Origin of the sequence: Corynebacterium sp. MSK204 (assembly GCF_030229885.1) — a bacterium.
GTDB lineage: Bacteria > Actinomycetota > Actinomycetes > Mycobacteriales > Mycobacteriaceae > Corynebacterium.
Window position 1 is genome coordinate 15,024 of sequence record NZ_JASPGQ010000001.1, and the last position, 26,663, is coordinate 41,686.

Annotated in this window: 31 protein-coding genes; 23 read left to right on the plus strand and 8 right to left on the minus strand. The window is 60.9% G+C overall.

Annotated features, from left to right (window positions below; translation table 11 throughout):
• Positions 1–69: 69 nt before the first annotated feature.
• On the plus strand, positions 70–1,260 hold the full coding sequence (locus tag QP908_RS00070) for a cobalamin-independent methionine synthase II family protein (RefSeq protein WP_284771398.1): 1,191 nt from the start codon (positions 70–72) through the stop codon (positions 1,258–1,260).
• Between the two features lie 49 nt (positions 1,261–1,309).
• On the opposite strand, the gene QP908_RS00075 is transcribed toward QP908_RS00070, so the two are convergent.
• Positions 1,310–1,483, minus strand: coding sequence for a hypothetical protein (locus QP908_RS00075; protein ID WP_284771399.1), 174 nt, complete (start codon positions 1,481–1,483; stop codon positions 1,310–1,312).
• A 99-nt stretch (positions 1,484–1,582) separates the two neighbouring features.
• On the opposite strand from QP908_RS00075, the gene ilvA reads away from it, so the two are divergent.
• From ilvA to QP908_RS00095, 4 genes are read left to right on the plus strand one after another with little or no spacing between them, the layout of a single operon-like run.
• A complete protein-coding gene (gene ilvA / locus QP908_RS00080; RefSeq protein WP_284771400.1) occupies positions 1,583–2,851 on the plus strand; it encodes a threonine ammonia-lyase IlvA in 1,269 nt (422 codons plus the stop codon).
• Entirely contained in the window at positions 2,851–3,495 is a 645-nt protein-coding gene (locus QP908_RS00085; RefSeq protein WP_284771401.1) for a YigZ family protein, read from the plus strand. Before ilvA ends, QP908_RS00085 begins: the two co-directional genes overlap by 1 nt.
• Positions 3,492–3,731, plus strand: coding sequence for a hypothetical protein (locus QP908_RS00090; RefSeq protein WP_284769541.1), 240 nt, complete (start codon positions 3,492–3,494; stop codon positions 3,729–3,731). Before QP908_RS00085 ends, QP908_RS00090 begins: the two co-directional genes overlap by 4 nt.
• Positions 3,731–4,120 (plus strand): RNA-binding S4 domain-containing protein, encoded by a 390-nt coding sequence (locus QP908_RS00095; RefSeq protein WP_284769542.1) that lies wholly within the window; start codon positions 3,731–3,733, stop codon positions 4,118–4,120. Before QP908_RS00090 ends, QP908_RS00095 begins: the two co-directional genes overlap by 1 nt.
• On the opposite strand, the gene QP908_RS00100 is transcribed toward QP908_RS00095, so the two are convergent.
• From QP908_RS00100 to QP908_RS00115, 4 genes are all read right to left on the minus strand, one after another.
• A complete protein-coding gene (locus tag QP908_RS00100) occupies positions 4,117–5,115 on the minus strand; it encodes a GTP pyrophosphokinase (protein ID WP_284771402.1) in 999 nt (332 codons plus the stop codon). The genes QP908_RS00095 and QP908_RS00100 overlap by 4 nt on opposite strands.
• Positions 5,116–5,125: 10 nt before the next feature.
• Positions 5,126–5,743 carry a hypothetical protein gene (locus QP908_RS00105; RefSeq protein ID WP_284771403.1) on the minus strand — a complete coding sequence of 206 codons (618 nt, stop codon included), beginning with the start codon at positions 5,741–5,743 and terminating at the stop codon, positions 5,126–5,128.
• Positions 5,744–5,815: 72 nt separating this feature from the next.
• Entirely contained in the window at positions 5,816–7,201 is a 1,386-nt protein-coding gene (locus QP908_RS00110) for a 3'-5' exonuclease (RefSeq protein WP_284771404.1), read from the minus strand.
• A gap of 102 nt (positions 7,202–7,303) precedes the next feature.
• Positions 7,304–7,837, minus strand: coding sequence for a TetR family transcriptional regulator (locus QP908_RS00115; protein WP_023022998.1), 534 nt, complete (start codon positions 7,835–7,837; stop codon positions 7,304–7,306).
• A 161-nt stretch (positions 7,838–7,998) separates the two neighbouring features.
• Here QP908_RS00115 and QP908_RS00120 point away from each other — a divergent pair, with 161 nt between their 5' ends.
• Positions 7,999–8,769 (plus strand): hypothetical protein, encoded by a 771-nt coding sequence (locus QP908_RS00120; protein WP_284771405.1) that lies wholly within the window; start codon positions 7,999–8,001, stop codon positions 8,767–8,769.
• Between the two features lie 106 nt (positions 8,770–8,875).
• Positions 8,876–9,319 (plus strand): hypothetical protein, encoded by a 444-nt coding sequence (locus tag QP908_RS00125; RefSeq protein WP_284771406.1) that lies wholly within the window; start codon positions 8,876–8,878, stop codon positions 9,317–9,319.
• On the opposite strand, the gene QP908_RS00130 is transcribed toward QP908_RS00125, so the two are convergent.
• On the minus strand, positions 9,306–10,205 hold the full coding sequence (locus tag QP908_RS00130) for a YbjN domain-containing protein (RefSeq protein ID WP_284771407.1): 900 nt from the start codon (positions 10,203–10,205) through the stop codon (positions 9,306–9,308). The two genes, QP908_RS00125 and QP908_RS00130, sit on opposite strands and share 14 nt — an antisense overlap.
• 137 nt (positions 10,206–10,342) lie before the next feature.
• Between QP908_RS00130 and hisD the strand changes: the two genes are divergently transcribed.
• From hisD to pyk, 14 genes are all read left to right on the plus strand, one after another.
• Positions 10,343–11,653, plus strand: coding sequence for a histidinol dehydrogenase (hisD, locus tag QP908_RS00135; protein ID WP_284771408.1), 1,311 nt, complete (start codon positions 10,343–10,345; stop codon positions 11,651–11,653).
• Positions 11,654–12,766 (plus strand): histidinol-phosphate transaminase, encoded by a 1,113-nt coding sequence (locus QP908_RS00140; protein WP_284771409.1) that lies wholly within the window; start codon positions 11,654–11,656, stop codon positions 12,764–12,766. It begins immediately after the preceding gene.
• A gap of 3 nt (positions 12,767–12,769) precedes the next feature.
• Positions 12,770–13,372 (plus strand): imidazoleglycerol-phosphate dehydratase HisB, encoded by a 603-nt coding sequence (hisB, locus tag QP908_RS00145; RefSeq protein WP_284771410.1) that lies wholly within the window; start codon positions 12,770–12,772, stop codon positions 13,370–13,372.
• Positions 13,373–13,384: 12 nt separating this feature from the next.
• The gene (locus QP908_RS00150) at positions 13,385–13,543 is read left to right on the plus strand and encodes a CG2302 family histidine operon protein (protein WP_034659193.1); all 159 of its coding nucleotides are present in this window, start codon (positions 13,385–13,387) and stop codon (positions 13,541–13,543) included.
• Positions 13,540–14,790: an MFS transporter gene (locus tag QP908_RS00155; RefSeq protein ID WP_284771411.1), complete on the plus strand. Its 1,251-nt coding sequence runs from the start codon at positions 13,540–13,542 to the stop codon at positions 14,788–14,790. The genes QP908_RS00150 and QP908_RS00155 overlap by 4 nt, the downstream gene beginning before the upstream one ends.
• Before the next feature lie 3 nt (positions 14,791–14,793).
• Positions 14,794–15,426, plus strand: a complete 633-nt coding sequence (gene hisH, locus QP908_RS00160) for an imidazole glycerol phosphate synthase subunit HisH (protein WP_284771412.1) — start codon at positions 14,794–14,796, stop codon at positions 15,424–15,426.
• A 13-nt stretch (positions 15,427–15,439) separates the two neighbouring features.
• Positions 15,440–16,228, plus strand: a complete 789-nt coding sequence (gene priA / locus QP908_RS00165; RefSeq protein ID WP_284771413.1) for a bifunctional 1-(5-phosphoribosyl)-5-((5-phosphoribosylamino)methylideneamino)imidazole-4-carboxamide isomerase/phosphoribosylanthranilate isomerase PriA — start codon at positions 15,440–15,442, stop codon at positions 16,226–16,228.
• 3 nt (positions 16,229–16,231) lie between these two features.
• Positions 16,232–17,002: an inositol monophosphatase family protein gene (locus QP908_RS00170; protein ID WP_284771414.1), complete on the plus strand. Its 771-nt coding sequence runs from the start codon at positions 16,232–16,234 to the stop codon at positions 17,000–17,002.
• A 36-nt stretch (positions 17,003–17,038) separates the two neighbouring features.
• The gene (gene hisF / locus QP908_RS00175) at positions 17,039–17,809 is read left to right on the plus strand and encodes an imidazole glycerol phosphate synthase subunit HisF (RefSeq protein ID WP_284771415.1); all 771 of its coding nucleotides are present in this window, start codon (positions 17,039–17,041) and stop codon (positions 17,807–17,809) included.
• Complete coding sequence (hisI, locus tag QP908_RS00180; protein ID WP_284771416.1) at positions 17,806–18,168, plus strand: phosphoribosyl-AMP cyclohydrolase; 363 nt, start codon at positions 17,806–17,808, stop codon at positions 18,166–18,168. Before hisF ends, hisI begins: the two co-directional genes overlap by 4 nt.
• Positions 18,168–18,803 (plus strand): TIGR02234 family membrane protein, encoded by a 636-nt coding sequence (locus QP908_RS00185; RefSeq protein ID WP_284771417.1) that lies wholly within the window; start codon positions 18,168–18,170, stop codon positions 18,801–18,803. The genes hisI and QP908_RS00185 overlap by 1 nt, the downstream gene beginning before the upstream one ends.
• Positions 18,804–18,889: 86 nt before the next feature.
• Positions 18,890–19,720: an indole-3-glycerol phosphate synthase TrpC gene (locus tag QP908_RS00190; protein ID WP_284771418.1), complete on the plus strand. Its 831-nt coding sequence runs from the start codon at positions 18,890–18,892 to the stop codon at positions 19,718–19,720.
• A 53-nt stretch (positions 19,721–19,773) separates the two neighbouring features.
• Positions 19,774–20,745 (plus strand): prolipoprotein diacylglyceryl transferase, encoded by a 972-nt coding sequence (gene lgt, locus QP908_RS00195; RefSeq protein WP_284771419.1) that lies wholly within the window; start codon positions 19,774–19,776, stop codon positions 20,743–20,745.
• A gap of 121 nt (positions 20,746–20,866) precedes the next feature.
• Entirely contained in the window at positions 20,867–22,285 is a 1,419-nt protein-coding gene (gene pyk, locus QP908_RS00200) for a pyruvate kinase (protein WP_284771496.1), read from the plus strand.
• 60 nt (positions 22,286–22,345) lie between these two features.
• Here the strand turns inward: pyk and QP908_RS00205 are convergent, their stop codons facing one another.
• Positions 22,346–23,548 (minus strand): amidohydrolase, encoded by a 1,203-nt coding sequence (locus QP908_RS00205; protein WP_284771420.1) that lies wholly within the window; start codon positions 23,546–23,548, stop codon positions 22,346–22,348.
• Between the two features lie 36 nt (positions 23,549–23,584).
• Between QP908_RS00205 and QP908_RS00210 the strand changes: the two genes are divergently transcribed.
• Entirely contained in the window at positions 23,585–23,983 is a 399-nt protein-coding gene (locus QP908_RS00210; protein ID WP_023022961.1) for a hypothetical protein, read from the plus strand.
• Here QP908_RS00210 and QP908_RS00215 read toward each other — a convergent pair.
• Positions 23,980–25,065 (minus strand): glycerate kinase, encoded by a 1,086-nt coding sequence (locus QP908_RS00215; RefSeq protein ID WP_284771421.1) that lies wholly within the window; start codon positions 25,063–25,065, stop codon positions 23,980–23,982. The two genes, QP908_RS00210 and QP908_RS00215, sit on opposite strands and share 4 nt — an antisense overlap.
• 200 nt (positions 25,066–25,265) lie before the next feature.
• On the opposite strand from QP908_RS00215, the gene gdhA reads away from it, so the two are divergent.
• Positions 25,266–26,612: an NADP-specific glutamate dehydrogenase gene (gene gdhA / locus QP908_RS00220; protein WP_023022958.1), complete on the plus strand. Its 1,347-nt coding sequence runs from the start codon at positions 25,266–25,268 to the stop codon at positions 26,610–26,612.
• The last annotated feature ends 51 nt before the right edge of the window (positions 26,613–26,663 follow it).

Sequence of the window (26,663 nt, forward strand, 5' to 3'; positions counted from 1 at the left end):
TAAACTCAGCGGCGGCAGGCACCCTCCACTAATCTAGACAGTACAGTCTATATCGATGGAGGAAACCTGATGGTTAACAAGATTCGCACCACTCATGTCGGCTCGTTGCCGCGCACCCCGGAGCTGTTGGAAGCCAACCTGAAGCGCGAGGAGCTGCCAGCCGCGGAGTTCCAGGGGATTTTGGAGGCTGCGGTAGCGGACGTCGTCAAGCGGCAGCTCGACCTTGGCCTCGACATCATTAGCGAGGGCGAGTACGGCCACATTACCTCCGGTGCGGTGGATTATGGCGCGTGGTGGAATTATTCGTTTAGCCGCCTGGGCGGGCTGACGATGACGGATACCGACCGCTGGGAATCGGCCGAGGTGGTCCGCTCCAAGCCGGGTGAGCCGCGGCTGACGTCGTTTATTGATCGCCGCGACCGCGCGTTGTTCTCGGAGGCCTATAATGATCCGGATTCTGGCATCTTCACCGGCCGCGCCAAGGTGGCGAACCCAGAGTTCACCGGACCGGTAACCTACATCGGCCAGGACGAGGTCGCCGCCGATGTTCGCCTGCTTGCCGACGCCCTCCCAGCCGACACCCCCGGGTTCATCGCCGCCCTTTCGCCTGGCTCGGCCGCACGACTGACCAACCGCTACTATGACGATGAGCATGAGCTGCTTGCCGACGTCGGCCGAGCCATGCGCACCGAATACCAGGCCATCACCGATGCTGGGCTGACTGTGCAATTCGACGCCCCCGACCTGGCCGAGGCCTGGGACCAAATCAACCCGGAGCCGTCGGTCGAGGACTTCCGTGGTTTTATCCGCGAGCGTATCGACGTCCTGAATGATTCCATCGCCGGCCTGCCCAAGGACCAAACGCGCCTGCATATCTGCTGGGGCTCCTGGCACGGCCCGCACGTCACCGACGTGCCATTTGCAGATATCATCGAAGAAATCCTGCGCGCCAAGGTCGGCGGTTTCTCCTTCGAGGCCGCTTCGCCACGCCACGGGCACGAGTGGCGCGTCTGGCAAGACCACGCGTTGCCGGAAGGCACCGTGATTTACCCGGGCGTGGTCTCGCACTCGACCAACGCGGTAGAACACCCGCGCCTTGTGGCCGATCGTATCATCCAGTTTGCGGAGGTAGTCGGCCCAGAAAACGTCATTGCGTCGACCGACTGCGGCCTGGGCGGCCGCCTGCACCCCCAGATTGCATGGGCGAAGCTGCAATCCCTAGTGGAGGGCGCCGATATCGCTTCCCGCGAACTCTTCTAAAACGTACAAAGCCGCTCCGGAACTCCGGAGCGGCTAAATTATTGAGGGTTTAGAAGCGCACGCCCAGCTGCTTGAGAGCATTCGTCGTCGGTTCCAATACTCTGCATTCAAGGGAACCGATGAGGGGCAGCTGCAGTGTGGATCTGGGCGCGGAGTGCTCCAGCACGCTATCCACAATGCGGGCGTGCGAGGAGGTAACGCAGAGCAAGATGCGCTTAAGCATAGTTTGTCCTTTCTTGTGGTTATGTCCACTATTGCTGATGTAGGTAACGGTGCAACTAAAGGACAGTGAATTTCCAGTAAATCGGTAGACTGTTAAGTCATGACTGATTCGACCATCCACGCATCCGATATCCAGCAGGCACAGGCACGCATCAGCTCCGAAATCGCGCCGACGCCGCTGCAGTATTGCCCCCGGCTTTCTGCGGAAACGGGCTGTGAGGTCTATTTGAAGCGTGAAGATCTCCAGGACGTGCGCTCGTATAAGATTCGCGGCGCGCTCAACAGCATCTCCAGCCTGTCGCAGGAGGAGCGGGAGCGGGGCATCGTGACGGCATCGGCAGGCAACCATGCTCAGGGCGTGGCCTATGCATGCCGCACCATGGGGATTCCGGGCAAGATTTTCGTTCCAGAACCCACGCCCATGCAAAAGCGCGATCGCATCCACGTGCATGGCGGGGACCAGGTGGAGCTCGTGGTTGTGGGGGCCAACTTCGACGAGGCTGCGGCCGCCGCGCATGCCGATGCCGCCGAGCGCCACGCCACCTTCATCGAGCCCTTCGATGCCCGCGATACGATCATCGGCCAGGGCACCGTTGCTGCGGAGGTCTTGGCACAGCTTTCGGCAAAGGGCGCCTCGGTCGATACCATCGTCGTTCCCGTCGGCGGCGGCGGGCTGATTTCTGGCATCACCTCCTATATGGCGGATATGGCACCGCACGCCAAGGTGGTAGGAGTGGAGCCGGAAGGGGCGGCATCGCTAAGAGCAGCCTTCCGCAACGGCGGGCCGGTGGCGCTCGATAGCGTGGATCCTTTTGTCGATGGCGCGGCGGTCAAGCGCCTGGGTTCGCTGCCGTATGAGATTTTGGAGGCCAACCAATCGCGCCTGCACTGGGACACCGTCTCTGAGGGAGCGGTGTGCACGGACCTGCTCAACCTGTACCAGAATGAGGGGATTATCGCCGAGCCCGCCGGTGCGCTGTCCGTGGCTGGGCTGCAGCGGGTGCCGCTGGAGCCGGGTTCGACGGTGGTCTGCGTGATTTCTGGGGGCAATAATGACGTGCTGCGCTACGCCGAAATCATGGAGCGCTCGCTGGTGCACCGCGGCCTGAAGCACTACTTCTTGGTCAATTTCCCGCAGGAACCGGGCCAGCTGCGCCACTTCCTGTCTGAAATCCTGGGGCCTAGCGATGACATCACGCTCTTTGAATATCTCAAGCGCAATAACCGCGAGACCGGTGCCGCGCTGGTGGGCATACAGCTCAGCCGTGCCGAAGACCTGGCAGGGCTGAAGGAGCGAATGGCTGAGTCCAAGATTTCGGTGCAGCACCTGCAGCCGAATACCCCCGAGTACGATTTCTTGGTGGCCTAATGCGCGATTCGTATCGGCGCCCCACCGGCCAGGTGGAGCACGAAATTGAGATCAAACGCTCGCGGTTCATTACCTTGATCGGCCGGGTGACAAATGAGGAAGAAGCACGGGCGTTTATCGATGCCGCCCGCCAGCGCTTTCCCGATGCCCGCCACTATTGCTCCGCCTATGTCTACCACGTCGACGACGCGAACCCCGTGGAGCGCTCCTCCGATGATGGCGAGCCTTCCGGGACGGCTGGAAAGCCCATGCTGGATGTGGTGAAGGGCTCTGGAATGCTCGATATTTGTGCGGTGGTCGTGCGTTATTTCGGCGGCATCAAGCTGGGCGCGGGCGGGCTCGTGCATGCCTACGGCGGGGCGGTGAGCGAGGCCATGGAGAAGGTCGAGGCGGTCACACGGGCGCGCCGGGAGCTTTATACGGTGGAATGCCCGCACGCCACGGCCGGGCGCCTCGAGGTGGATTTGCGCGGGCGCGGCATCGACATCACCGACACCGAATACGGCGCCGCCGTGACTTTTACCGTGGCCGTGCGCCCGGGTGGGCTCGATGAGCTCCAGGCGATGCTCGCGGCGCTTTCCCAAGGCGAAATCAGCGCGCGCGAAGCAGGTTCTGCCTGGGTTGAGGTAGGATCTGGAGCATGACTATGCAGCAGCGACCGAATAACCCCATTGCGCAGCGCAAGCAGCAGGTGCGCAAGCACTCCCGCAACGCCGTTATTTCCGTTGCCGGTGGTGTTGGTGCAGGAGTCGTATTAGGTGTGCTTTCTGCTAATTTTGCCGCTTGGATGATTTTGGGCCTTATTATCGCCGTGGTGGGTGGTGGATATAACTGGTTGAAGATCCGCAAAATCGTCAACGAGAACCACAATAATTATTAATGCCTACCCCGCAGCCAAGCGGCCGCCCCGTCCGCATTGATGCTTGGGTATGGGCGGTGCGCATGTTCAAAACCCGCTCCGCCGCAGCCACCGCGGTGCGCGCTGGGCACGTGAAAATTAATGGTGAGGCGGTAAAACCCGCCCAACAAGTCGTGCCAGGCGATAGGGTGCGCGTGTGGCGCAACCACCACGAGCACGACTTGGAGGTGCTGGCTACCGTTGCCAAGCGCGTGGGCGCGCCGGTGGCGCGCACCTGCTATACCGATCACGCGCCTCCGCCACCGCCCAAGGAATTCCAGCCCGCCGTACCGGTGCGCCCCCGCGGCGCGGGTCGGCCGACGAAGAAGGAGCGCCGCGACATGGAAAAATTCCGCGGCGGATTCCGCTAAGAGTTTGCGCGCAGCGCCTTAAGGCGCGCGTTCAGGCGGCGCCGTCGGCCGGCGCGGTCGCCGGATTCTGCGGTGGCCTCGATGTGCTGCTTGCCAAACTTATTGAGCAACAGATCATCGATAAGGCGCACTTGGCCTGGCCGAAAGCGGTAGCGCATGGTGTCGTGGACGTGGGCAATGGCGTCATCGTCAAGCAGCTGCTCGAGCTGGTCCAAGGATCGGATATCGTTTTCCTCCAAGATTTCCGCGAGGAAGCGGTAGTGCTCCGAGCGCGAAAGCGGGAAGCGATTGCCCAAAATGATGGCCAGGACGCCAGGCAGGGTTTCCGGGGTAAGCTCCACGTCCGTATCCCCCTCCGTGCGAGGGGCCTTGAGCGCGGCGATCTCATCGAATTGCTGATCGGCCAATTCGATGAGGCCGGCGGCCAGCGTAAACAGGCGGTCGACCTCGGGCGAGGGCGGGGTAGGGCCCTGCTTATAGCGGATATCGTGTTCGAATTCCGCCCATGCGTGCTGCAGCACGGTGCGAATTTGCACCTCAAAGGTCCAGCCCACGAAATCGGCGAGCTCCTCCATGGCCGCCGCGCTGTCGTCCGTCACGGTGAGCACCAGGTGGTGGGAACCGTAGCCAAAGCCGCCGGAAATGCGGGTCTCGGCCGCCTTATCCACGGAACGCACGACCTTGAAGGACTCGCCCAGCACGTCTAGCGCATTGGGGATAATGGTGGAGTGGTACAGAGTAACGCGCACGCCCATGACATCGTGGATATCGTCCCACGGGGCGGGGTAGATAAAATCGCCGCCCTCGCCCCGCTTCTTGGCCTTGCGCTTGAGTGAGGACCACGTCTTGACGCGGGTCGATACCCGGTCAAAGATGATGCCGGCGTCATTGAGCAGGTCCTCGATGGCGGTGCGAAAATCCTCCGCCGCCGTGGGGTGGCTGCGGGTCCAGGCATGGTACTGATTGCTCAGCCGCGACATCCTGCTTTCCACCATGGTGCTCCTCTCATAATTCGCGGGGAAATCCGTTAGACCATACTAGCGGGCGCGAATGTAAAACGGTGCGATGGCGGGGAAGTTGTTCGGCGGCGGCGCGCGCGAGGTCGCGGGCATACTCATCGGGTAGGTGGGCGAAGACGAAAACCGTCGCGGAATCCGGCACCAGGTAGGTCAAAGAATGCGAACGCATGAGTCGGCGCATGTGTTTATCCAGCACAGTGAAGGTTTCCGGGTGGGCCAACCAGGAGGAAATCGGGGCGCCGTGGGAGCGGACTTGCAAGCCGCCATAGGGTGCTGCGGCAGGCAGAGCGCAGCGAGCCGGGCGCGTCCAAAAGCGCAGGCCCTGCGAGTCGAGCGCGGCGCGCTGCAGGTTCAGCGAGGCACAATTCCACGCCTGGCGGGTAGAGACATCCAGATCAGCGAGCCCGCGGTGACTAAGCCTGCGAAAAGTGCGCTGCCCGGGAAAGACCAGCGCCATCGACAGATTGGGCGAGAGCTGGATGGTGGCGAGGGAGTCGCAAAAGCCGTCATCGGAAAGCCGCTGGTGTTTAATCCACGACCGCGCGAACAGCGCCGGCAGCAGATTAGTGGTGGTGGGGCGGGGTGCGTCGAGCGTAAGGGTCATGGCGATTTCTCCAAGGTAGTGCGTATCCGCCCCTATTGGACTGGAGAAATGGCCAGGTGGTTCCCTGCGGGGTTAAAAAGGCGGCTCGGCGTCGAGCTCCAGCTCGGAAAAGAGCTGGGCGCCGGACCACATGGTGATGTCCTGGCCCTTTTCCTGCAGCTCTTCGGCGCGCTTTTCCTTGGAGGTCTTCTTTGCCCATTCGCCGACGACGAGCAGGGTAGTCTTCTTGGTGACGTTTTTGCCCACTTGCCCGCCGCGCTTGGCGATGCCCTGCCACAGCATCCCCTTATCGTACGGCTCGAAATCGCCGGTTAGGGTGACGTGCTGGCCGTAGAGCGCGCCATGGGGATCGGCGTCGGGATTGGGATCCGGGATGGTATCCGGGGTGGCAACGGCCTGCCACGGCGCCCGGTTGGAGGACGCCGACTTCTTGCTGGTTCCCGCAGACCGAGTGGAATCGCGGAAATCGGTGCCGGCGCCCAAATCGTCGCCGGAGGTGGGCGCGGTATGCGCGCGCAGGACCGGCAGGATGGCTGAGGATTTGAGCCGCCCGAGGCGAAACTCGCGGCTGGTAAAGAGATCGGTGATGCTTCCGGTATGCCCGAAGCGCTGGGCCAGCCCCGTGATGATGGTGCCGGCTGCGCGGGCATCCTCGGTGGCATCGTGGTGGGTAAAAGAGGCCCCGCCAAGGTGCTTCACGACGGTAGGAAGCTTGTGGTTGGCCACCGAAATAACACCTTGCTTGGAAGCATCGCGGGACAAAGCGAGCGAGCAGGCGAGTGGGACGGTGGGGACATCGGCGCCGGCGGCCAGCAATCCGGAGCGCAGCGCGGAAGAATCGAACTGAACATTGTGCGCGACGATGACATCGCTGCCGATGAAGTCAAAGAGCTCTGCAGCCGCTGTGGCAAAGCGCATGGCTCCTTCGACATCGGCGGCGGTAATCCCGTGGATGGAGATATTGATCTCGGCAAAGTGCTCCAAGCCTGGGGGAGGGGTGCACAGCCACGACTGGGACGCGGTTTCTTGGCCATCGCGGTAACGCACGGCGCCGATCTGGCAGATGGAGCCCCAATTATCATTGGCGGTTTCCACATCTAGCGCGACGAAATCAAGCCCTGGGTTTTCTTCTTTAGCGGATGTGCTTGCGGCCGTGGCTGCCGCGGGTTCGGGTGCGGCTGCGGCTTCCGCCGGTGCGTCGCCCTTTTGTGCCGCCTCGATGGCGCGCGCCACGCGGTGGGGATCCTGGTGCGGCGCGAAGGCAATGCTGCCGGCGCTGCCTAGGGACAGCGAGCCAAAACCGGTGGCGGTGGGTTCGTGGGCGCGCAGGTCATCGATGGCATCAAGCGCAATTTCTGCGGTGGCAGGCTCGCCCAAGCTGCGGGAGAGCAGGCTGCGGTGAAGCACTATTTTTTCCGCAGTGACATCGATGAATACGCCATGCGCGGGATACGACACGAAAATGGCCTTTCTTCTGAGGTGACAATCTAGGGAGGGCTGCTGCACAGAGATCGTACTCGCTTGTGCTCGGCGGAAATCCGCCGCGGGGGGTGAAGGGTTTTAATCCGCCCCGCTGTGTTGCAAACCGGCATTGATAATCTGCACGCCATGCACCAAATCGGCGCGGTAGTCGGCCGCGGTGGTCCCGCCGGTGGTTTCTAGCAGTTGGCGCTGGGACTGTTCGAGCAGCGTGGCGCCCAAGACGAGGTGAACGGCAGTAAGGGCGGCGGCCTTGCGGGCGGTATCATCGAAATCGGGACAGGTGGCGGAGCTAAACTGCGCGACGAGGTGCTCCCAAGCCGGGGAATCAGGCTGCGAGAGCCCAGCTATGGCAACCTCCGCTCCATCGCGCCGGGCTAGGAGCAATTCGCGCAGGTGCAGGCTAATTTCTTCCAGCGTGGAACCGGCGACGGGGGCGATAATATCTTCGGCAAGAGCGGCAATGAGCGCCTGCTTATTGGCGATGTGCCAGTACAGTGCGCCTGGAGCAACGCCGAGGGAAGAAGCGACGCGGCGCATGGTGACATCGGCAAGCCCATAAGTATTCAATAGGGTCGTGGCGGCCTCGATGATGCTCTCGCGATGTAGTTGCACAGTGGAAATTGTACGTGCTTCAGCGCGGCAAGGAATAGCTCACAGGTACTTTTAAGACTGCAATAATGTCTCTTGCAAACTTGCATTGTTAAGATTGCGGGGACAAAAGAACCCGTCGTGAGGCGGCTTCGCATTCGAAAGATTGATTCAGGAGCTATCCCTTGTCCTTTTTGACCCCTGCAAAGAAGTCCCTTTTCGCGGTCGCAATGGTTGCCCCGCTTGCCTTAGCTGCATGTAGCTCGGACGATGAGGACGATTCGACGAAGACTACGTCGTCTTCGTCTGCTTCCTCGTCTTCTGAGACCTCTGCGAAGGAATCGGCGAAAAAGTCTGAGGACAAAGACGCAGATAAGGACAAAAAGAAGGAAAAGGAAGAAAAGGACAATAAAAAGGCCACCGAGGGCACTAAGGAGAAGGACGAAGAAGGCGGCGATGAGGGCGCCGACGCGAACCCCATGCAGAATGAGGATGATCCCTTCGCCAACGCACAGGACATCAAGCCCATTGAGGGCGGTCAAGAAGCAAACGACGGCGATAAGCAGGCCATTGAGCAATTGGTGCGCGGGCAGCATGAGATTGACAATGTCAAGGACTACTTTGGCTACATGCCTGCCCATGCTTGCAAGGCCGTGCGCGAAGGCGAGTCCGGGGATTTCCAGCAGTACCTCAACTACGTCGATAGTCTTCCCAGCCAGTCCTTTTCGGAATACGCAAACTCCATGCGCCAGCAAAGCCAAGGCAATGCCAAGGTCAACGAGTTCGCCAACCAGCTAGAGGCCATCCCTACCTCCACCAAGCTGGAATCGATCAATGACGTTGTGGTCAATGGCGATGATGCCTCCGCTACCGTGAGCGTTTCGAACCCAGAAGGCACCGATACCTCCACCGTTCGTTTCCGCCGCGAGGGCGACAACTGGACCTTCTGTAACTAAATTGTCTTCCCGCCAAGCTCGCTTGCCCCGCACTCTCGGTTTCGGTGCGGGGCTCCTCGCGTGTTCCCTGTTTGTTTTTGGCATCTGTGGCGCACTCTGGGGTTTTATGCGCCCCACGATGACCGGCCATGCTGTCGACGGTGGGGGCTATGCCATTGAAGCCGTAAGTAACGCGCAATTTGTCGCATTTATGACCTTTGCGCTAGTCACGGGTTTCTTGGGACTGTGCCTCGGACTGGCCGCATTTTCCCAGCGCCGCGGGCGCGGTCTCACGATGTTGCTGTGGGTAGGCCTATGCGCCCTCGCCGGTGCTGCTTCCTTCTACGTCTTTGGCGGCATCACCGCGACGCACCCGCCGGAGAATCCCGGGGAAGTCGTGGAATTTGCGCCGAATTTTTCTCCCGCCGTGGCCTGGGCGGTTGCCCCATTTTTGGCCATGTTTTCCTACTGGTGCACTGCGTTTATTAGTTCCGACGCGGACTGGGAAGCTGCTGGCAAAGAGTCTGCTCAAAACGGCAGTGCGCAACAGGAAGTAATTACGCCCACTTAACCGGCGAGCTGCCACAGAATTCCCGCGCGATGTCATCGATTGCGTGCAGGACCGCATCGAGGCTGTGGCTTAAAACCCGCAGCAGCTGGCCTTGGTTAAGGCCCGCTCCAGTCAGGGTCGGCACATCGACATGGACATGGATGCCGTCGTCGGTGGAGCGGCAGTAGGCCGTGGCGCTGTGGCTCGCTAGATTCCAGTCATTGCAGATCAGAAACAAGCGGGTGAACTCGTCCTCATCCGCATTCAGATCCCACCGGCCAGTGATGATGAGGCTCGGCCCAGAATCGAGAGTAAAGGTGCAGGCGATGGAATTGACTAGGGCAAATAGGCAGATTTCACCATCGCTATGGAAGCGGTCGATGCCTATTTGCGGCAGTGCCGCGGCGAGGAAATCCAAGGTGAACGCCGGTGGTGCGACGGTGCCGTCTGGTGCCAGCAGAAGCTCGGGCTCTTGGGCCAGGGCCGGAAATTCGCGAGTCGCTATGCTAATTAGCACCTCTGCGCCGTTAAGTGCGGCGGGCACGAACGCGGCTAGTTGATCGTGCGTTGGTGCAGACCCGGTGGTGAAGTGGCTTTGCCCGCTCAGTACTAGCGACCCGGCCTCGTCATAGTCCAGCACGGCGGTGGGGTAGAGGCAATCGGCGTTCCACATGGTGATAAACCGAGACAGCGCGGCGGCCTCGCCCAAGTCAACCGCGCCGCGCAGAGTGGTGTGCAGGTGGACGATCGCATCGTCGGCCTGCGACACAAACACCAGCGTGGACCCCTCCTGCCCATGGGAAATAACGAGTTCCCCAGAAGGTAGCGCCCAATAGGAAAAATCGTGCTCGCGGACGATGGCGCGCAGGTGCCGCTCAAGACTGGTGGATTCAAATTCGATCATCATGCACCGCACACTCGCCTTCGCTGGAAGTTGATTTGAGTCTATCGCTCAAGAGGGTGTCCCCGCGCCGCTTTGGGCGATAGTATATTGGTTTGTCTACAGATATAGCCCACGGTGATCAACCAGAAAGTGAGCCAGGAATGCTTCGAACCATCGATCTCCGCGGTCAACAGCTCCGCCCCGCCACGCTGCGCCGCGTTCTTCCGCGCGGCGGCACCGATGTCAATTCCGTCATGAGCACCGTCGTGCCGATGGTGAATAAGGTGCGCGACGAAGGCGTCCAAGCGGCGTTGGATTATGGGGAGCAATTCGATGGGGTGCGCCCGTCGTCACTGCGCGTGCCCCAGGCGGAACTGGAGCGGGCTGCCGAAGAACTTGATCCCCAGGTGCGCGCGGCCATCGAGGCCTCCATCGCGCGGGTGCGCCGCGTGCATGCGGACCAAAAGCCGGATTCGCACACCACTCAGCTGGCCCCCGGCGCCACGGTGACCGAGGTATTCCGCCCCATCGAACGCGTTGGCCTCTATGTTCCCGGCGGCAAGGCGGTCTACCCGTCCTCAGTCATCATGAATACCGTGCCCGCGCAAGAGGCCGGTGCCTCCAGCTTGGTGGTGGCCTCCCCGCCGCAAAAGGAACACGGTGGCTTGCCACACCCTACGGTTTTGGCCACGTGCCACATGCTGGGCGTGGAAGAAGTATGGGCCGTAGGCGGCGGCCAGGCGGTCGCGCTTTTGGCCTACGGCGATGCGGAAGAGGACGTAGAGCCCGTGGACATGATTACCGGGCCGGGCAATATCTTTGTCGCGGCGGCCAAAAGGGCGGTGCGCGGGGTGGTCGGTACCGATTCGGAGGCCGGCCCGACCGAAATCGCCATCTTGGCGGATGAGACCGCGTATCCCGTCTACGTTGCCTATGACCTCATCTCTCAGGCGGAGCATGATCCGATGGCGGCAAGCGTGTTAATCACGGCATCGGAAAGCGTGGCCCAGCAGGTGAAACAAGAAGTCGAGCGCCGCTATACGGCGACGGAGAACTCCGCCCGCGCCGCCGAGGCCTTAACCGGCGAGCAATCCGGCATCGTGCTGGTGGATTCCGTGGACGCGGCCATCGCCGTGGCGAATGCATATGCCGCCGAGCACTTAGAAATCCACACCGCGGAGCCGCACGCGGTGGCAGAGCGCATCAACCACGCCGGCGCCATCTTCGTCGGGGCGTATTCCCCGGTGCCTTTGGGGGACTATTCGGCCGGTTCCAACCACGTGCTGCCTACCTCGGGTACGGCGCGGTTTTCCGCCGGGCTTTCCACCCACACCTTCCTCCGGCCGGTCAATCTCATCGATTATGACCGCGGCGCCCTGGAAGAAATCGCCCCCAACGTCATCGCCTTTGCTAATGCCGAGCGCCTTCCCGCCCACGGGGAGGCTATCCGCGCCCGATTCGAGGAGAAATAAATGGCCCAGCTACATGACCTACCGCTGCGCGAGGAATTGCGCGGCGAGACCGCCTATGGCGCCCCGCAGCTGAGGGTGGCCTACCAGCTCAATACCAACGAGAATCCTTTCCCGCCCTCGTCCGCGCTTGTCGATGCCCTCGTGGACGAGGTCCGCCGCTGTGCCAGCTCGCTGAACCGCTACCCAGAGCGCGATGCAGTCGAGCTGCGCACCGAGCTGGCCCGCTATGTTTCGCAGCAAACCGGGGTGGATGTCACCTACGAGCAGATCTGGGCAGCCAACGGTTCCAATGAGATCCTGCAGCAGCTTTTGCAGGCCTTCGGCGGGCCCGGGCGCAGCGTGCTGGGATTTACGCCGTCGTATTCCATGCACCCGATCCTTTCTGCCGGTACTCACACGCGTTTTATAGAGTGCCCGCGCGATGAGAACTTCGCCATCGATATGGACCGTGCCTTGGCAGCAGTGGCCGAGCACCAGCCCGACGTCATCTTTGTTACCACCCCGAATAACCCCACCGGTGGGGTAACCAGCCTGGAAGATATTGCCGCGCTTATCGATGTCGCCCCCGGCATCGTCATCGTGGACGAAGCCTACGCCGAGTTTTCTGACTCGCCGTCCGCGACGAGCCTGTTAGAAAAATACCCCACCAAGCTCGTGGTCTCGCGCACGATGTCGAAGGCCTTCGACTTTGCCGGAGGGCGCTTGGGCTACTTCGTGGCGGACCCGGCCTTCGTGGAGGCCATCATGCTGGTGCGCCTGCCGTATCACCTGTCCGTCTTATCCCAGGCAGCGGCCACTGTGGCCCTGCGCCACAGCGCAGATACCCTCGCCACCGTGGCGACCATCGCCGCCGAACGCGACATGGTGGCAGGGCGCCTGCGCGAGATGGGTTATACCGTCATGCCGAGCGAATCGAATTTCCTTTTCTTTGGCAATTTTGCGGACCAGCACCGCGTGTGGGAGAAGTTCTTCGATGAAGAGGTGCTCATCCGCGATGTAGGAATTGATGGGTACTTGCGCGTGACCATTGGCCTGCCGGAAGAAAATGCGGCCTTTCTGGCTGCGGCGGAAAAGCTAGCGACTACAGTAGGAGCGGATACTTCAAAGGAGTGAGATATGACAAACCGTGTGGGGCGTGCCCAAAGAGCAACATCGGAATCGGATATCACCGTTTCCATCGACCTAGACGGCACCGGGAAAAGCGATATTTCCACTGGGCTGCCGTTCTTTGACCATATGCTTACCGCATTTGCCACACACGGTCTATTTGACCTGCAGATAAAGGCCACTGGTGACGTGGAGGTTGACGCCCACCATACCGTGGAAGACACCGCCATCGTGCTGGGCCAGGCCCTGAGTGAAGCCGTGGGGGATAAGGCCGGGATTCGCCGCTTCGGCTCCCAATTACTACCCATGGATGAAGCGCTGGTTGAAGCGGTCGCAGACTTTTCGGGCCGCGCATACTTCGTGATGAATGGCGAGCCGGAGCACCTGCAGTGGCAGGTCATCGGCGGGCACTATGCAACGGTGATTAACCGCCACTTCTTCGAATCCCTGGCCACCCACGCAGCCATTACCCTGCACGTCAACGTGCGCTACGGCCGCGATCCGCACCACGTGACCGAGGCGGAATACAAGGCAGTAGCCCGCGCGCTGCGTGCTGCCGTGGACCAAGATCCGCGCCAGAATGGCATCCCTTCGACGAAGGGAGCCCTGTAGCCCGTGCAGTTTATGATCCTTATCCTGTTTTTGGTGGCGGGCCTCTTGGTAGGAGGGGCCTGGTCCGCGTATCAGCAGGACTCGAAGTTTTTTACGGTCGTCGCCGCGCTTTTAGCCGTTATTACCGTGGCCGCGGCCATCGCCTGGATGGTTGGAGGCTTTAGCAAATGAGCGAATCCCAAGAGACCAATATTTGGAAGGTGCCCGGCTATACGCCGACGATGGTAGCCATCGCAGCCGCCTTTGGCGCCTGGTCCATCCTGCTTCCCGTAGTCCCGCTGGCCGTCATTGACTCCGGCGGTTCCGCGACTTTGGCGGGTGGATCCACCGGTATCTTCATGGCCTTTACCGTAGCCACGCAGATCATGTCCCCGTGGCTATTGCGTCGCTGGGGCTACCGGCGCGTGATGGCGCTATCCGCCTTTACCCTAGGCGTCCCGGCCTTTGGCCACCTGCTGGGCACCGACGCCTGGATCGTCTTGCTATTTTCCGCCATGCGCGGGGTGGGCTTCGGCGCTCTCACCGTGTCCGAATCCGCGCTGATTGCAGAGCTCTCCCCGGTGCGTCTGTTGGGCAAAGCCACCGGCATGATTGGTGTATTCACAGGCTTGGGGCAGATGATCTTCTTGCCGCTCGGCCTGTTCATGGCGGATTCGTTAGGATACGCCTCTACCTATATCACCGCCGGTCTCATCGGCTTCTTGGGCTTTGCTATGTGCCTGCGTATCCCCAAGATCAAGGTCACCTTGGCCGAGGATAATGACGAGGAAGTCAATATCATCCGCGTTCCCACCTGGAAGCTGGTACTGGTCCCGGCCCTGGCCTTGACTACCTTTTCCATGAGCTACGGTGCCATTTCCTCTTTCTTGTCCCCCGCAATGCAAGAACTCGATGCCGCAAAGGGCGCCAGCCTGGCCGGCGTCATGCTGTCCATCGTGGGCGGTGCGGCGATGATCTTCCGGTATTTCGCCGGCGTGGTGGCAGACCGCACCGGGGCCCCAGGTAGCCTGTACATTCCAAGCCAGATCATGGCGATCATCGGCGTCGGGACGATTTCCCTGACCCTGTTTATGGAAAGCTCCATCTGGTGGCTGGTGCTCGGCGCCGTTCTTTTTGGTGGCGCCTTCGGTATCGCACAAAACGAGGCCTTGCTATCCATGTTTGACCGGCTGCCCCGCGAGCGAGTTTCGGAGGCTTCGGCCATTTGGAATATTTTCTACGATAGCGGCACCGGCTTAGGCTCGACCTTGCTCGGCGCCATGGTGGCCGGCTACGGCTACGACGGCGCCTTCGGAGCGGGGGTTGCGATCCTCATCGCCGGGCTGCTCCTCACCACGGCGGACTTCATCTTGGGCCGGACTCGAATCAGCGAGACCAACGATATCCGCACCCGTTTGCGTCGAATGCGTAAGGTATAGCCCATGACAAAATCGGTGGTGTTATTGGACTACGGCGCGGGTAATATTCGCTCCGCGCAGCGTGCCCTCGAGCGCGTCGGGGCGGAGGTAACCGTCACGGCGGATCCTTATCAGGCCCTCGAGGCTGATGGGTTGCTGGTTCCCGGCGTGGGCGCGTTCGATGCCTGCATGAAAGGGCTTAAGGCAGTAAATGGGCCGAGGGTCATCGGCCAGCGCCTAGCAGGCGAACGGCCGGTCATGGGCATTTGTGTAGGCATGCAAGTGCTTTTCGATGCCGGCGTCGAGCACGGCATCCACTCCACCGGCTGCGGTGAATGGCCGGGGACGGTCGAGCGCCTGCAATCCGATGTTTTGCCGCACATGGGCTGGAATACCGTCGAGATGCCGGATGACAGCGCCATGTTTGCCGGGCTTAGCGCTGACGAGCGTTTTTATTTTGTGCATTCCTATGGCGTGCGCCGCTGGGAATTAGAAACCGTCATTACCCGCCCGCCGCTGGTGAGCTGGTCCACGCACGCCGGTGATTCATTCGTGGCGGCAGTGGAAAATGGCGCGCTCTGGGCTACGCAATTCCACCCCGAAAAATCCGGAGATGCGGGCGCGCAGCTACTGGAAAACTGGATGCAGACTCTCTAGGTAGGATGAAACCATGACTTTTACGCTTTTGCCCGCAGTCGATGTCGTCGGCGGCAAGACCGTGCGCTTGGATCAGGGAGAAGCCGGCACCGAAAAGGTCTACGGCGCCCCGCGGGACGCCGCTCTCGAGTGGCAGCGCCAAGGCGCCCAGTGGCTGCACTTTGTTGATCTCGATGCTGCCTTTAACCGCGGCTCCAACCACGAGCAAATGGCGGGGATTACCCAAGAACTCGGTATTAATGTCGAGCTTACCGGCGGCATCCGCGATGATGCAGGGGTAGAGCGCGCACTGGCCACTGGCGCGAACCGCATCAATATTGGCACCGCCGCCTTAGAAAACCCAGAGTGGATAGAAAAGATCCTTGGGCAGTATGGCGAGAAAGTTGCCGTGGATTTGGCTGTGCGTTTAGAAGATGGCGAGTGGCGCACGAAGGGCAATGGTTGGGTCTCCGATGGCGGGGATCTCTGGGAGGTACTCGAGCGCCTCGATGCCGCAGGATGTCAGCGCTTCGTGGTCACGGACGTGTCCAAGGACGGGACGCTGACTGGGCCCAATGTGGAATTACTGCGCGAGGTAGCTATGGCAACCGATGCCAAGGTGACCGCCTCCGGCGGCATTTCCTCCCTGGCAGATCTTAGCGAGCTGGCTCGGTATGAAAATGAGGGCATCGATTCGGCGATCATCGGCAAGGCGCTATATGAGGGAAACTTCAGCCTGAATGAGGCACTAGCGGTAGTGGCAGAGGTAGAGCCGCTTCCCGCAGAGGTGCCCATCGATCCTTATGACCCCGAGGAAGAGTAAACGATGATGGATCCGCGCGAGTTGGTGGCCTTCGCGGAGGCGGCCGTTGACCAGGTCGAGCCCATCTTTCGATCCGGCATCGGGGCGCCACCGGCCCACTTTAAGAGCCGGGGCGATTTCGCCACAGAGGTGGACTTGGCCATCGAAAAGCAGCTGCGCGATATCTTGCAGCAGATGACCGGTATCCCGGTCTACGGGGAGGAATCCGGCGGTAGTATCCACGACACCGTGTGGGTCGTCGATCCAATCGATGGGACCGCAAACTATTCCGCGGGCAACCCGATGGCTGGCATCTTGGTGGCCCTGGTTCACGAAGGCCAGCCCATCGCGGCTGTCTCCGACTTTCCGCTCTTGGGCAGGCGCTTGGTTGCCAGCGACGGTTCGCCGCTGCGTTCTGCAGGCGGGCCGTCCGGCGGATTCGGTGGCGGGGAAGAGTCCCCAGAATTGGATGAAGCCCGTGGACACGTGGGTTGTTCCTCCTATCTTCCCACTGCGGCAATCCACGAATTGCGCGAAACCGGCTTGCGCCCGCGCATGACGGGCTCGGTGGGACTAGATAGTGCCTTCGTGGCCCAGGGAGTTTTTGACGGCGCCGTTAATTTCTCGCCGCACCCGTGGGATAACGCGGCGGGAGCGCTCCTTATTAAGGCCGCCGGGGGCATCGTCACGGATCCAGAGGGCAATCCATGGACCGTGAAGTCGGGGGGTATGGTCTCCGGTACCCCGCAGGTACACGAGACAATCCTGGAAATCCTATCTCACCACTCAACTTAATCCCACCCCACCGACCTGTGAAGGAGTAAGCCCCGCATGGCTGTAGCCGTACGCATAATCCCGTGCCTTGATGTGGATCAAGGCCGCGTAGTCAAGGGCGTGAATTTTGCCCACCTGCGCGATGCAGGAGACCCCGTGGAATTAGCCGCGCGCTATGAGGAATTGGGCGCAGACGAACTGACTTTTCTCGATGTCTCCGCGTCCAAGCACGGCCGGTCCACCATGCTCGATGTGGTACGCCGCACCGCCGATCAGGTCTTTATCCCCCTCACCGTGGGCGGGGGAGTGCGCAGCGTTGACGATGTCCGCGAGCTCCTGCGTACTGGCGCGGATAAGGTATCGGTCAATACCGCCGCGATTGGCAATCCCAGCCTGCTGCGCGAATTGGCGGAAGTCTTCGGCTCGCAGTGCATCGTCTTATCCGTGGACGCACGGCGCACCGACGCGGCGCACGCACCGTCGGGCTTTGAAGTTACGACGCACGGCGGGACGACATCGGCTGGCATCGATGCTGTGGAATGGGCCCGCACCGGCGCCGATCTGGGCGTGGGGGAGATCCTCTTAAACTCCATGGACGCAGATGGCACGAAGGCCGGATTCGACCTCGAGCTTCTGCGCGCGGTGCGGGAGACGGTGAATATTCCCGTCATTGCCTCCGGCGGAGCGGGCGAGGCAGCGGACTTTCCACCCGCCGTTGAAGCCGGTGCCGATGCCGTCCTAGCAGCTAGCATTTTCCACTTTGGGGAGGTAGAAATTGGCGAGGTCAAAAAGGCCTTGGCAGATGCCGGATACGAGGTACGCCGATGAGCAATCCCGCAGACTATGAGCTAGACCCACAGATAGCTGCGCTGCTCAAGCGCAATGAGCAAGGGCTCGTGCCAGCTATTGCCCAGGCCGATTCCGGCGAGGTACTGATGCTTGCCTGGATGGATGACCACGCGCTCGCACACACGCTGGCCACGCGCAAGGGCACCTACTTCTCGCGCTCGCGCGGTGAGTATTGGATTAAGGGCGAGACCTCAGGACATACGCAGGAGGTGCTTGGTGTGCGCCTTGATTGCGATGGCGATACCATCTTGCTGACCGTGCGCCAGCGCGGTGCCGCGTGCCACACCGGTGACCGGACCTGCTTCGATGCAACAGTTCTTTTAGGGGATGATTCCTAATGACGAGGCGACTTGGCCCACTCCTTATCGCGGTGGGCACGGCAGTGCTGTGGTTTTCTTCCCGCAGCACCTGGGTAAAAGCCGTAAGCGAGGACGATAAATCGGGCTCAGCAACCAATGAGATCGTGGGTTCCGCGTGGTCCCTAGAGTTGATGGCATTGACGCTGGTCCTCCTCGCCGGGGTCCTCGCGGGGATTGCGCTGCGCCGAACGGGGCGCCGCATCGTGGCCATTGTGTGTGCCCTTGCCGCAGCAGCCGCCGCGTGGAGTCCCATTAGCCTGCTGACCAGCGGTGCCGATGCCGAGCGCGCGCAAAAAATATTGCAAGGCGCGTCCGCGAATGAGAACGCGGTGGATTCAGCCGCAATCTCTGATTGGGCGACCGTCATTTCCACGGAGGTCACCAAGCTCGGCCCCATCGTCGCCATTATCGGGGCAGCACTGGCATTTTTCGGCGCCGTACTCTTGGCCCAGAACCCGGGCAAGGACAAGGTCAAGGCGTCGAGCAAATACGAAACCCCCGCCGCCCGCCAGGAAAAGCTGGCGGAAGATTTGGAGACCTCATCTGATTCCGGCCGCGTGATGTGGGACGCGCTTGATAGCGATATCGACCCGACCGATGTGGGCCGTAAATAGCCCCGTTCGCACAGCGCAGTTTCCGGAAACGCCCCGAATAGCGTTAATCTAAGTGTGATTTTAATCGCGCTCGGAGGGAGGTGCTCATGCCCACACCCATTGCCGTCGATCACCTGGTCGCTGGGGTGCTAGAGGATGTCGCCGCGCGCGAATCCCGCGTTTCTTTCCAAGATATAAAGGCGCGCTCACGGGATATGGAACCTCCTCGCGATGCCCGCGCAGCCCTCTTAAAACCCGGTTGTTCAGTCATTACTGAACTTAAACGCGCAGTTCCTTATACCGGAGAAATCGCCCACGTGGGCTCGGCCGAGCAGATGGCCGAATGGGCGCGCACCTTTGAGAACTGCGGCGTGCATTTAATGGCCTGCCAGACGGATACGCGGCGCTTTAACGGTTCGCTTGAGGATATGGCGGCCGCGCGCGCTGCCATCGATATCCCGATGATGGCGCGCGATCTCATCGTGGATCCGTACCAGATTCACGAAGCCCGCTGCTTTGGCGCCGATGCGATCCCGCTGCAGGTCGAGCTTTTAGAACAAGCCCGATTGGAAGCCCTCTTGGACCGCGCGGAATCGCTGGGGATGACCGCCGTCGTGGAGGTGCGAACCTGCGGGGAGGTCAACCGCGCCATCAAGGCCGGCAGTAGCGTCATCGCGATCAATGCTTGGTCCCTCGCCTCTGATGAGATCAACCGGGAGGCCTTTAACGATATTGCCCCGGGGTTGCCGGAATCGATCCTGCGCATTGCCGTGGGCGGAGTGAATAATGCCCGCAACCTTTTCCACTATGCCTCCCGTGGGGCGGATGCGGTATTGGTTGGTGAATCCGTCATGGCGGCCCAGGATCCCACCGCCTTGGCGCGCTCTCTGGTGGCTGCGGGCCAACACCCTGCGTGCCCCTCGCGTAAAAGTTCCTAGGAAAAGTGACCCCAAACTAGCTCACGGGCACGCTGATAAGGCACACTATCTACGTGCATACTCAGAATCTTGCAAATATTCCCTCTCCGCCGCAGGGCGTGGTGTGGCATCTTGGCTCCATTCCAATCCATGCGTATGCGCTGTGCATCATCACCGGCATCCTTGTGGGTATGTGGATGACGCTGAGGAGATACACATCCCGAGGCGGTAATCCCGATACCGTGTGGGACGCGACCATCGTCGTTATCCCCGCAGGCATCGTGGGCGGGCGGCTCTATCACGTCATCACGGATAACCAGAAGTACTTCTGTGATACCTGCAATCCGGTCGATGCCCTCAAGGTCACCAATGGTGGTCTCGGCATTTGGGGCGCGGTTGCCTTAAGCGCAGTAGCGCTGTGGGTAATGTTCCGGATCAAAAAGATCCCCCTGGCGCCATTTGCGGACGCGGTAGCGCCTGGCCTCATCCTTGCCCAGGGCATTGGCCGGTTGGGTAACTGGTTCAATCAAGAACTCTACGGCCGGCCGACCGACGTTCCGTGGGCGCTGGATATTTACTACCGTGTCGATGAGGCAGGGGAGTACGCGCCGGTTTCCGGGCACTCTACCGGTGAGGTCATCGCTTCGGTGCACCCAACGTTTTTGTATGAGCTCATCTGGAACGTGCTGGTGTGCCTGTTCCTGTTGTGGGCACACAAGGCATGGAAGCTGGGGCGCGGACGGGTATTCGCTCTTTACGTCGTGGGCTACACACTGGGCCGCTTCTTCATCGAAGGCATGCGCTCTGATGAAGCCACCGAAATCTTTGGTGTTCGCGTAAACCTCATCGTCTCCGCCGTTGTCTTTATCGCAGGCCTCATCGTCTTTTTCTTGCTGGACAGGCAGCGCAAGGGCCCAGAGACCCCGGCCGAAGTCGACCCGCGTTACTACCGCGAGCAGACTGAGGGATCTGCAGAAGACGGCGGTGAGGAATACGACAACACGCGTGCACAAGGCGCCTCGGGCACTGCTAGCGGTCGGAAATGACCGGTTATGTGTGATTGTGTCCGATTGCCGTAGTTAAGGCGCCAAAAAATTGTGGCCTGTCGGCGCGCGAGGGAGTAGGTTGGGGGTTGTTCAATTTCCCCGATGGAATAGGCCAATAATGCTGGATAGAAGAACCAAAATTGTCTGTACTCTCGGCCCCGCGGTAGCTAGCGGGGACGGAATTTTGCGTCTTGTAGAAGACGGCATGAACGTCGCGCGTCTTAACATGTCGCACGGCGAGCATGCGGACCACGAGGCCAATTACAAGTGGGTCCGCGAAGCCACCGAAAAGACCGGCCGGAACGTAGGTATCCTGGCCGATCTCCAGGGCCCCAAGATTCGCCTCGGCCGCTTTAAGAACGGCGAAGAGCAGTGGGATAACGGTGAAATCGTCCGCATCACCGTAGACGACGTAGAAGGCACCCACGACCGCGTATCCACCACCTACAAGGGCTTGGCAGAAGACGCCAAGCCGGGCGATCGCTTGCTTATCGATGACGGCAAGGTCGCGGTGGTCTGCAAGGAAGTAGACGGCAATGACGTGGTGTGCGAGGTTACCGAGGGCGGCCCCGTATCCAATAACAAGGGCGTGTCCCTGCCCGGCATGAGCATTTCGGTGCCGGCACTGTCTGAGAAGGACATCAAGGACCTGCGCTTTGCCCTGCAGCTCGGTGTGGACTACATCGCGCTGTCCTTCGTGCGTTCGCCTGCCGATGTCGACAAGGTCCACGAGATCATGGACGAGGAAGGCCGCCGCGTGCCGGTCATTGCCAAGCTGGAAAAGCCCGAGGCCGTCGATGCCCTCGAGTCCATCATCTTGGCCTTCGACGCAGTGATGATTGCCCGCGGTGACTTGGGCGTTGAGGTTCCGCTGGAAGAGGTGCCGCTATTCCAGAAGCGCGCTATCCAGATTTCCCGCGAGAACGCAAAGCCGGTCATCGTGGCCACCCAGATGCTGGATTCCATGATCGAGAACTCCCGCCCGACCCGTGCGGAGGCTTCTGACGTGGCCAACGCCGTGCTCGACGGCGCCGATGCGGTAATGCTGTCCGGCGAGACCTCTGTGGGCGCGGATCCGCACAACGTGGTGCGGACGATGTCGCGCATCGTCAAGCGCTCCGAGACCGATGGCCAGGTCCCGCCGCTGGCGCACGTCCCGCGTACCAAGCGCGGCGTGATGTCCTATTCCGCCCGCGATATTGCAGAGCGCCTGAACGCCAAGGCCATTGTTGCCTTTACCTCTTCCGGCGATACCGCAAAGCGCGTTGCTCGCCTGCACTCTGACCTACCACTGCTGGTATTCACCCCGCACGAAGATGTGCGCTCCCAGCTGGCGCTGACCTGGGGTGCGGAGACCTTCTTGAGCCCCGATGTCAAGTCCACGGATGAGATGATGGAGGCCATCGATAAGTACCTGCTGGACTTGGACGAGTACGACGAGAATGACTTGGTCGTCGTCGTTGCAGGTACCCCTCCGGGAATCTCCGGCAATACCAACATGATTCAGTGCCACATTTTGGGAGAAACCATCAAGGACTAGCGCACTGAAAAAGCCGCCGCGCCCCCACACTCCAGTGAGAGAGTGGACGCGGCGGATTTTTTATGCGCCCAGATACGCCAGCACCGCCGCATGGGCGGCCTGGGTAGAGGCCTTGACCGTGGGCTCGTAATCCGGCAGGAAGTTGGCCTGGTGGTTGACTGGGGGATCTGCCAACTCGGATTCCGGGGTGCACCCTACGTGCCAAAAGACGTAGGGCACGCCCCATGCCTGCGGGAGGTAACAAAAGTCTTCAGAAGCGGTCGAGGGCGAGGCGGTAACGGATTCTTCCCCGAAGGTGGCCGTAAAAGCCTCGTCGATGGGCGAGTAGGCGGCGGCGTCATTATCGGTGACCTCGCCGTGCGCGTAGTACTCGAAGGTGGGGTCTTTTTCGCAGCCGGAGGCCACGCATTCGGCTTTCACCATGCGCTCGAGGGAGGCATAGACCTTCTCCGCCAAAGCTGGATCATAGAAGCGGGTATTGAGCACGAGCTCGGCGGATTCCGGGATGATGTTGTTTTTATCGCCGGAATGTAGCTCGCCTACGGAGATGACGAAGAACTCGTGCGGGGCTACCTCGCGGCCGACGATGGCTTGGAGCCGGGTGACGATCATCGCCGCGGTATAGGTCGGGTCGATGGAATTATGCGGCATGGAGGCGTGGGCGGATTTGCCAAAGATGCGGATGCGTAGGGAATCGCACCCGGCCATGATGGGACCGGCGGTATGGCGTACGGTGCCGGCGCGGCCGGGCATGATGTGTTGGCCTAGGCAAATATCGGGGCGGGGGATGCGCTCGGTGAGGTTATCGGCGATCATGTACTTCGCGCCCATGGATGATTCCTCCGCCGGCTGGAACAGGGCGAGGAAGGTGCCGGACCAAGTGTCGCGGGAGGCATCGAGAAGCGCACAGGCTCCGAGTAGAGCCGTGGTGTGCATGTCGTGCCCGCAGGCGTGCATGTAGTCATTCGTAGAGGAGTACTCCACGCCGGTGGCTTCCTTGACCGGCAGGGCATCGAAATCGGCGCGCATCAGCGCGGTGGGGCCATCGCCATTGCGGAAAATGGCGACCATGCCGTGCCCGCCGATGTTTTCTTCTACCTCGCAATCAAACTCCGCTAACTTTGCGCGGATGCGCGCCGCGGTGCGTTCTTCCTCGTGGGAGAGCTCGGGGTGGCGGTGCAGATCTTCGTAAAAATCCCGCTGCCACGCCAGGTCAGTATCCGCAGAGTGGACCACGGAAGCGATGTTTGTGGAATAAGACATAGTTTTCATCCCTTTGGTTAGGGTAGGGTCAGCTATATGCCGACTATTCAATTCGATGTATTGGTTCCAGATGAGCAAGCGGACCGCGTGGAGGAAATTTTTACCACTGCCACCGATAAGCTGGTAGCGGGCGGATCGCTTACCTCCGCCGAGGTTACTCGCCCAGCAGATCCCCGATTCCCTGAGGGGCTGGAGGAACAGCTGCAGCAAAATTACCGCGATGAACATGAAGAGCGCGATTTGGAAGGCGCACACGCACACCGCTATAACATCGCGGTGGAGGGGGCGACCGGATCCGTGAACCAGCTGGCTATGGTGTTGTCGCGTTTGCTCACGCCGCACGCCGTATTGCCCAAGGATCACGTGCTATTAGAAGATGAATTAGCGCATGAGCGCCCCGCCATCTTTCCGTGGACGGTCGAGATTCGCCCTTAGCCCAGCTGCTTGACGATGTCCCTGGCGGCCCTAGCCAGCTGCTCCGGCATTCCACCTTCTTGGTCTAGCTCCGCGGTGAAGTGCTCGGTGTCCTGGTTGATGGCCCCGGCAATAATGCCGACGGGGGTAGAAGCTTCCGCCGCCAAGTCCGCAACGGTGCCGACGACCTTGCCGGTTAAGGATTGCTCATCAAAGGCGCCTTCGCCGGTGATGACGAGGTCAGCCTGAGAAATGGCTTCCGCAACGCCGAGTGCCTTCGCTACGTGGGCCCCGCCAGAAACGACGCGGGCGTGCTCATCGCTGCCCCACAGGGTGCGAGAAAGCCAGGTAAGCCCGATGGGAATGCCGCCCGCCGCACCGGTAAATTCCGTTTCCGGATCTGTGCCGGTGACCTTGCACATTTGGAGGAGTGCCCCGGCGAGAAGGGCTACTTGTTCGCCTTCCGCGCCCTTTTGGGGTCCGTACATGGTGGCAGCCTGCATGGCCATAGCCCGGGTATCAGCCAAGAGCGTGAAATCAACCATGCCCGCTTTGATATTTAATTGCGCGGTATCGATGGAATCGAGCTGCACCAGCGGGGCACCGCCCTTGGGTAGGGCATAGCCGCGTTTGTCGTGGGCGGCGGCGCCGAGTGCTGCAAGGATGCCCATGCCGCCGTCGATGCTTGCCGTGCCGCCAAGGCCGAGCACGATGGAGGTGGCGCCGCGGGATTGGGCATCGGCAAGCAGCACGCCCGTGCCATAAGAATCCGCGTGGAGGGGATCGAGGGCGTCGCGGACCGCGGGCAGCCCGGTGGCGGCGGCGACGTCGATGAATGCCGTGTGCCCAGCAAGGAAATACTGCGCCTCGGTCAAGCGCCCCACCGCATCCGTCGTGGGCAGGGTAATGGTTTGAGTTTCTTGCCCGCCCGCCGCGGCGGCCTGGGCCAGCACCTGGGCGGTGCCTTCGCCGCCATCGGCCATGGGTAAGGTGGTGACGGTGGCGTTGGGGTAGTGCTGGCGGATTCCGTTGGCGATTCCGGCTGCGGCTTCCGTGGCAGAAGCGGTACCTTTAAAAGAGTCAGGCGCGACAACAATATGCATGCCCGCGATTATAAAGCCCGCGACCCGCGCGGCGGCTTTTACTAGGAATCCGAACGTTCTACAGAAAATATTTATCTTTATTGTCGCAGGTGAATGCGGGTAAGTGGGGGAGTGGGGAATAATTGTACTTGCATTATCGGTAGATTGATAGGAAACTAGTTCCTGCTAGTCAAACTCCACGAGAATGGGATTTATACACTATGTCTGTTGATAGCCAGATTTCTGAGTACTACGACAAGCTACTCAAGCGCAACGCCGGTGAACCGGAATTCCACCAGGCGGTGTCCGAGGTGCTGGATTCGCTCAAGATCGTCCTGGATAAGGATCCGCACTACGCAGACTACGGTCTGGTTGAGCGCCTGTGTGAGCCGGAGCGCCAGCTCATCTTCCGCGTCCCATGGGTTGATGACAACGGCGAGGTGCAGGTCAACCGCGGTTTCCGTGTGCAGTTCAACTCCGCGCTCGGCCCGTACAAGGGCGGTCTGCGTTTCCACCCCTCGGTAAACCTGGGCATCATTAAGTTCTTGGGCTTCGAGCAGATCTTTAAGAACTCCCTGACCGGCCTGCCCATCGGTGGCGGCAAGGGTGGTTCCGACTTTGACCCGAAGGGCAAGTCTGAGCAGGAAGTTATGCGCTTCTGCCAGTCCTTTATGACCGAGCTGCACCGCCACATCGGTGAGTACCGCGACGTTCCTGCCGGCGATATCGGCGTCGGCGGCCGCGAAATCGGCTTCCTCTTCGGTCAGTTCCGCCGCCTGACCACCCAGCACGAGTCCGGCGTCCTGACCGGTAAGGGCCTGACCTGGGGCGGTTCCTTGGTACGTACCGAGGCGACCGGTTTCGGTGCCGTCTACATCACCGAAGAAATGATGAAGACCCACGGCGAGTCCTTCGATGGCGCCAAGGTCATCGTGTCCGGCTCCGGTAACGTTGCCATCTACGCCGCCGCAAAGGCACAGGAATTGGGCGCTACCGTCGTCGCAATGTCTGACTCCTCCGGCTACATCACCACCCCGAATGGCGTAGACGTTGACCTGCTTCGCGATGTCAAGGAAGTTCGCCGCGAGCGCATCTCCACCTACGCCAAGGAAGCTGGCAACGGCGTGGAGTTCCACGAGGGTGGCAACATCTGGGATGTGCAGGCTGACGTTGCACTGCCGTGTGCAACCCAGAACGAGCTCGATGGCGAATCCGCTAAGAAGCTCGTCGAGGGCGGCGTGCGCTACGTTGCAGAGGGAGCTAACATGCCGTCTACCCCGGATGCGGTACACGTCTTCCAGGACTCCAAGATCAACTTCGCCCCCGGCAAGGCTGCCAACGCCGGTGGTGTGGCAACCTCCGCACTGGAGATGCAGCAGAACGCTTCCCGCGACTCTTGGTCCTTCGAGTACACCGATGACCGCCTGCGTGGCATCATGAGCAACATCTTCAAGAACATCGACAACACGGCCAAGGAATACGACCGTGAAGGCGATTACGTGGCTGGCTCCAATATCGCCGGCTTCAAGAAGGTGGCTGACGCCATGCTGGCACAGGGTGTTATCTAAACTCCCATAAACCACGGCTCCCCATTTCTCCGTACTCGCGGAGAGGTGGGG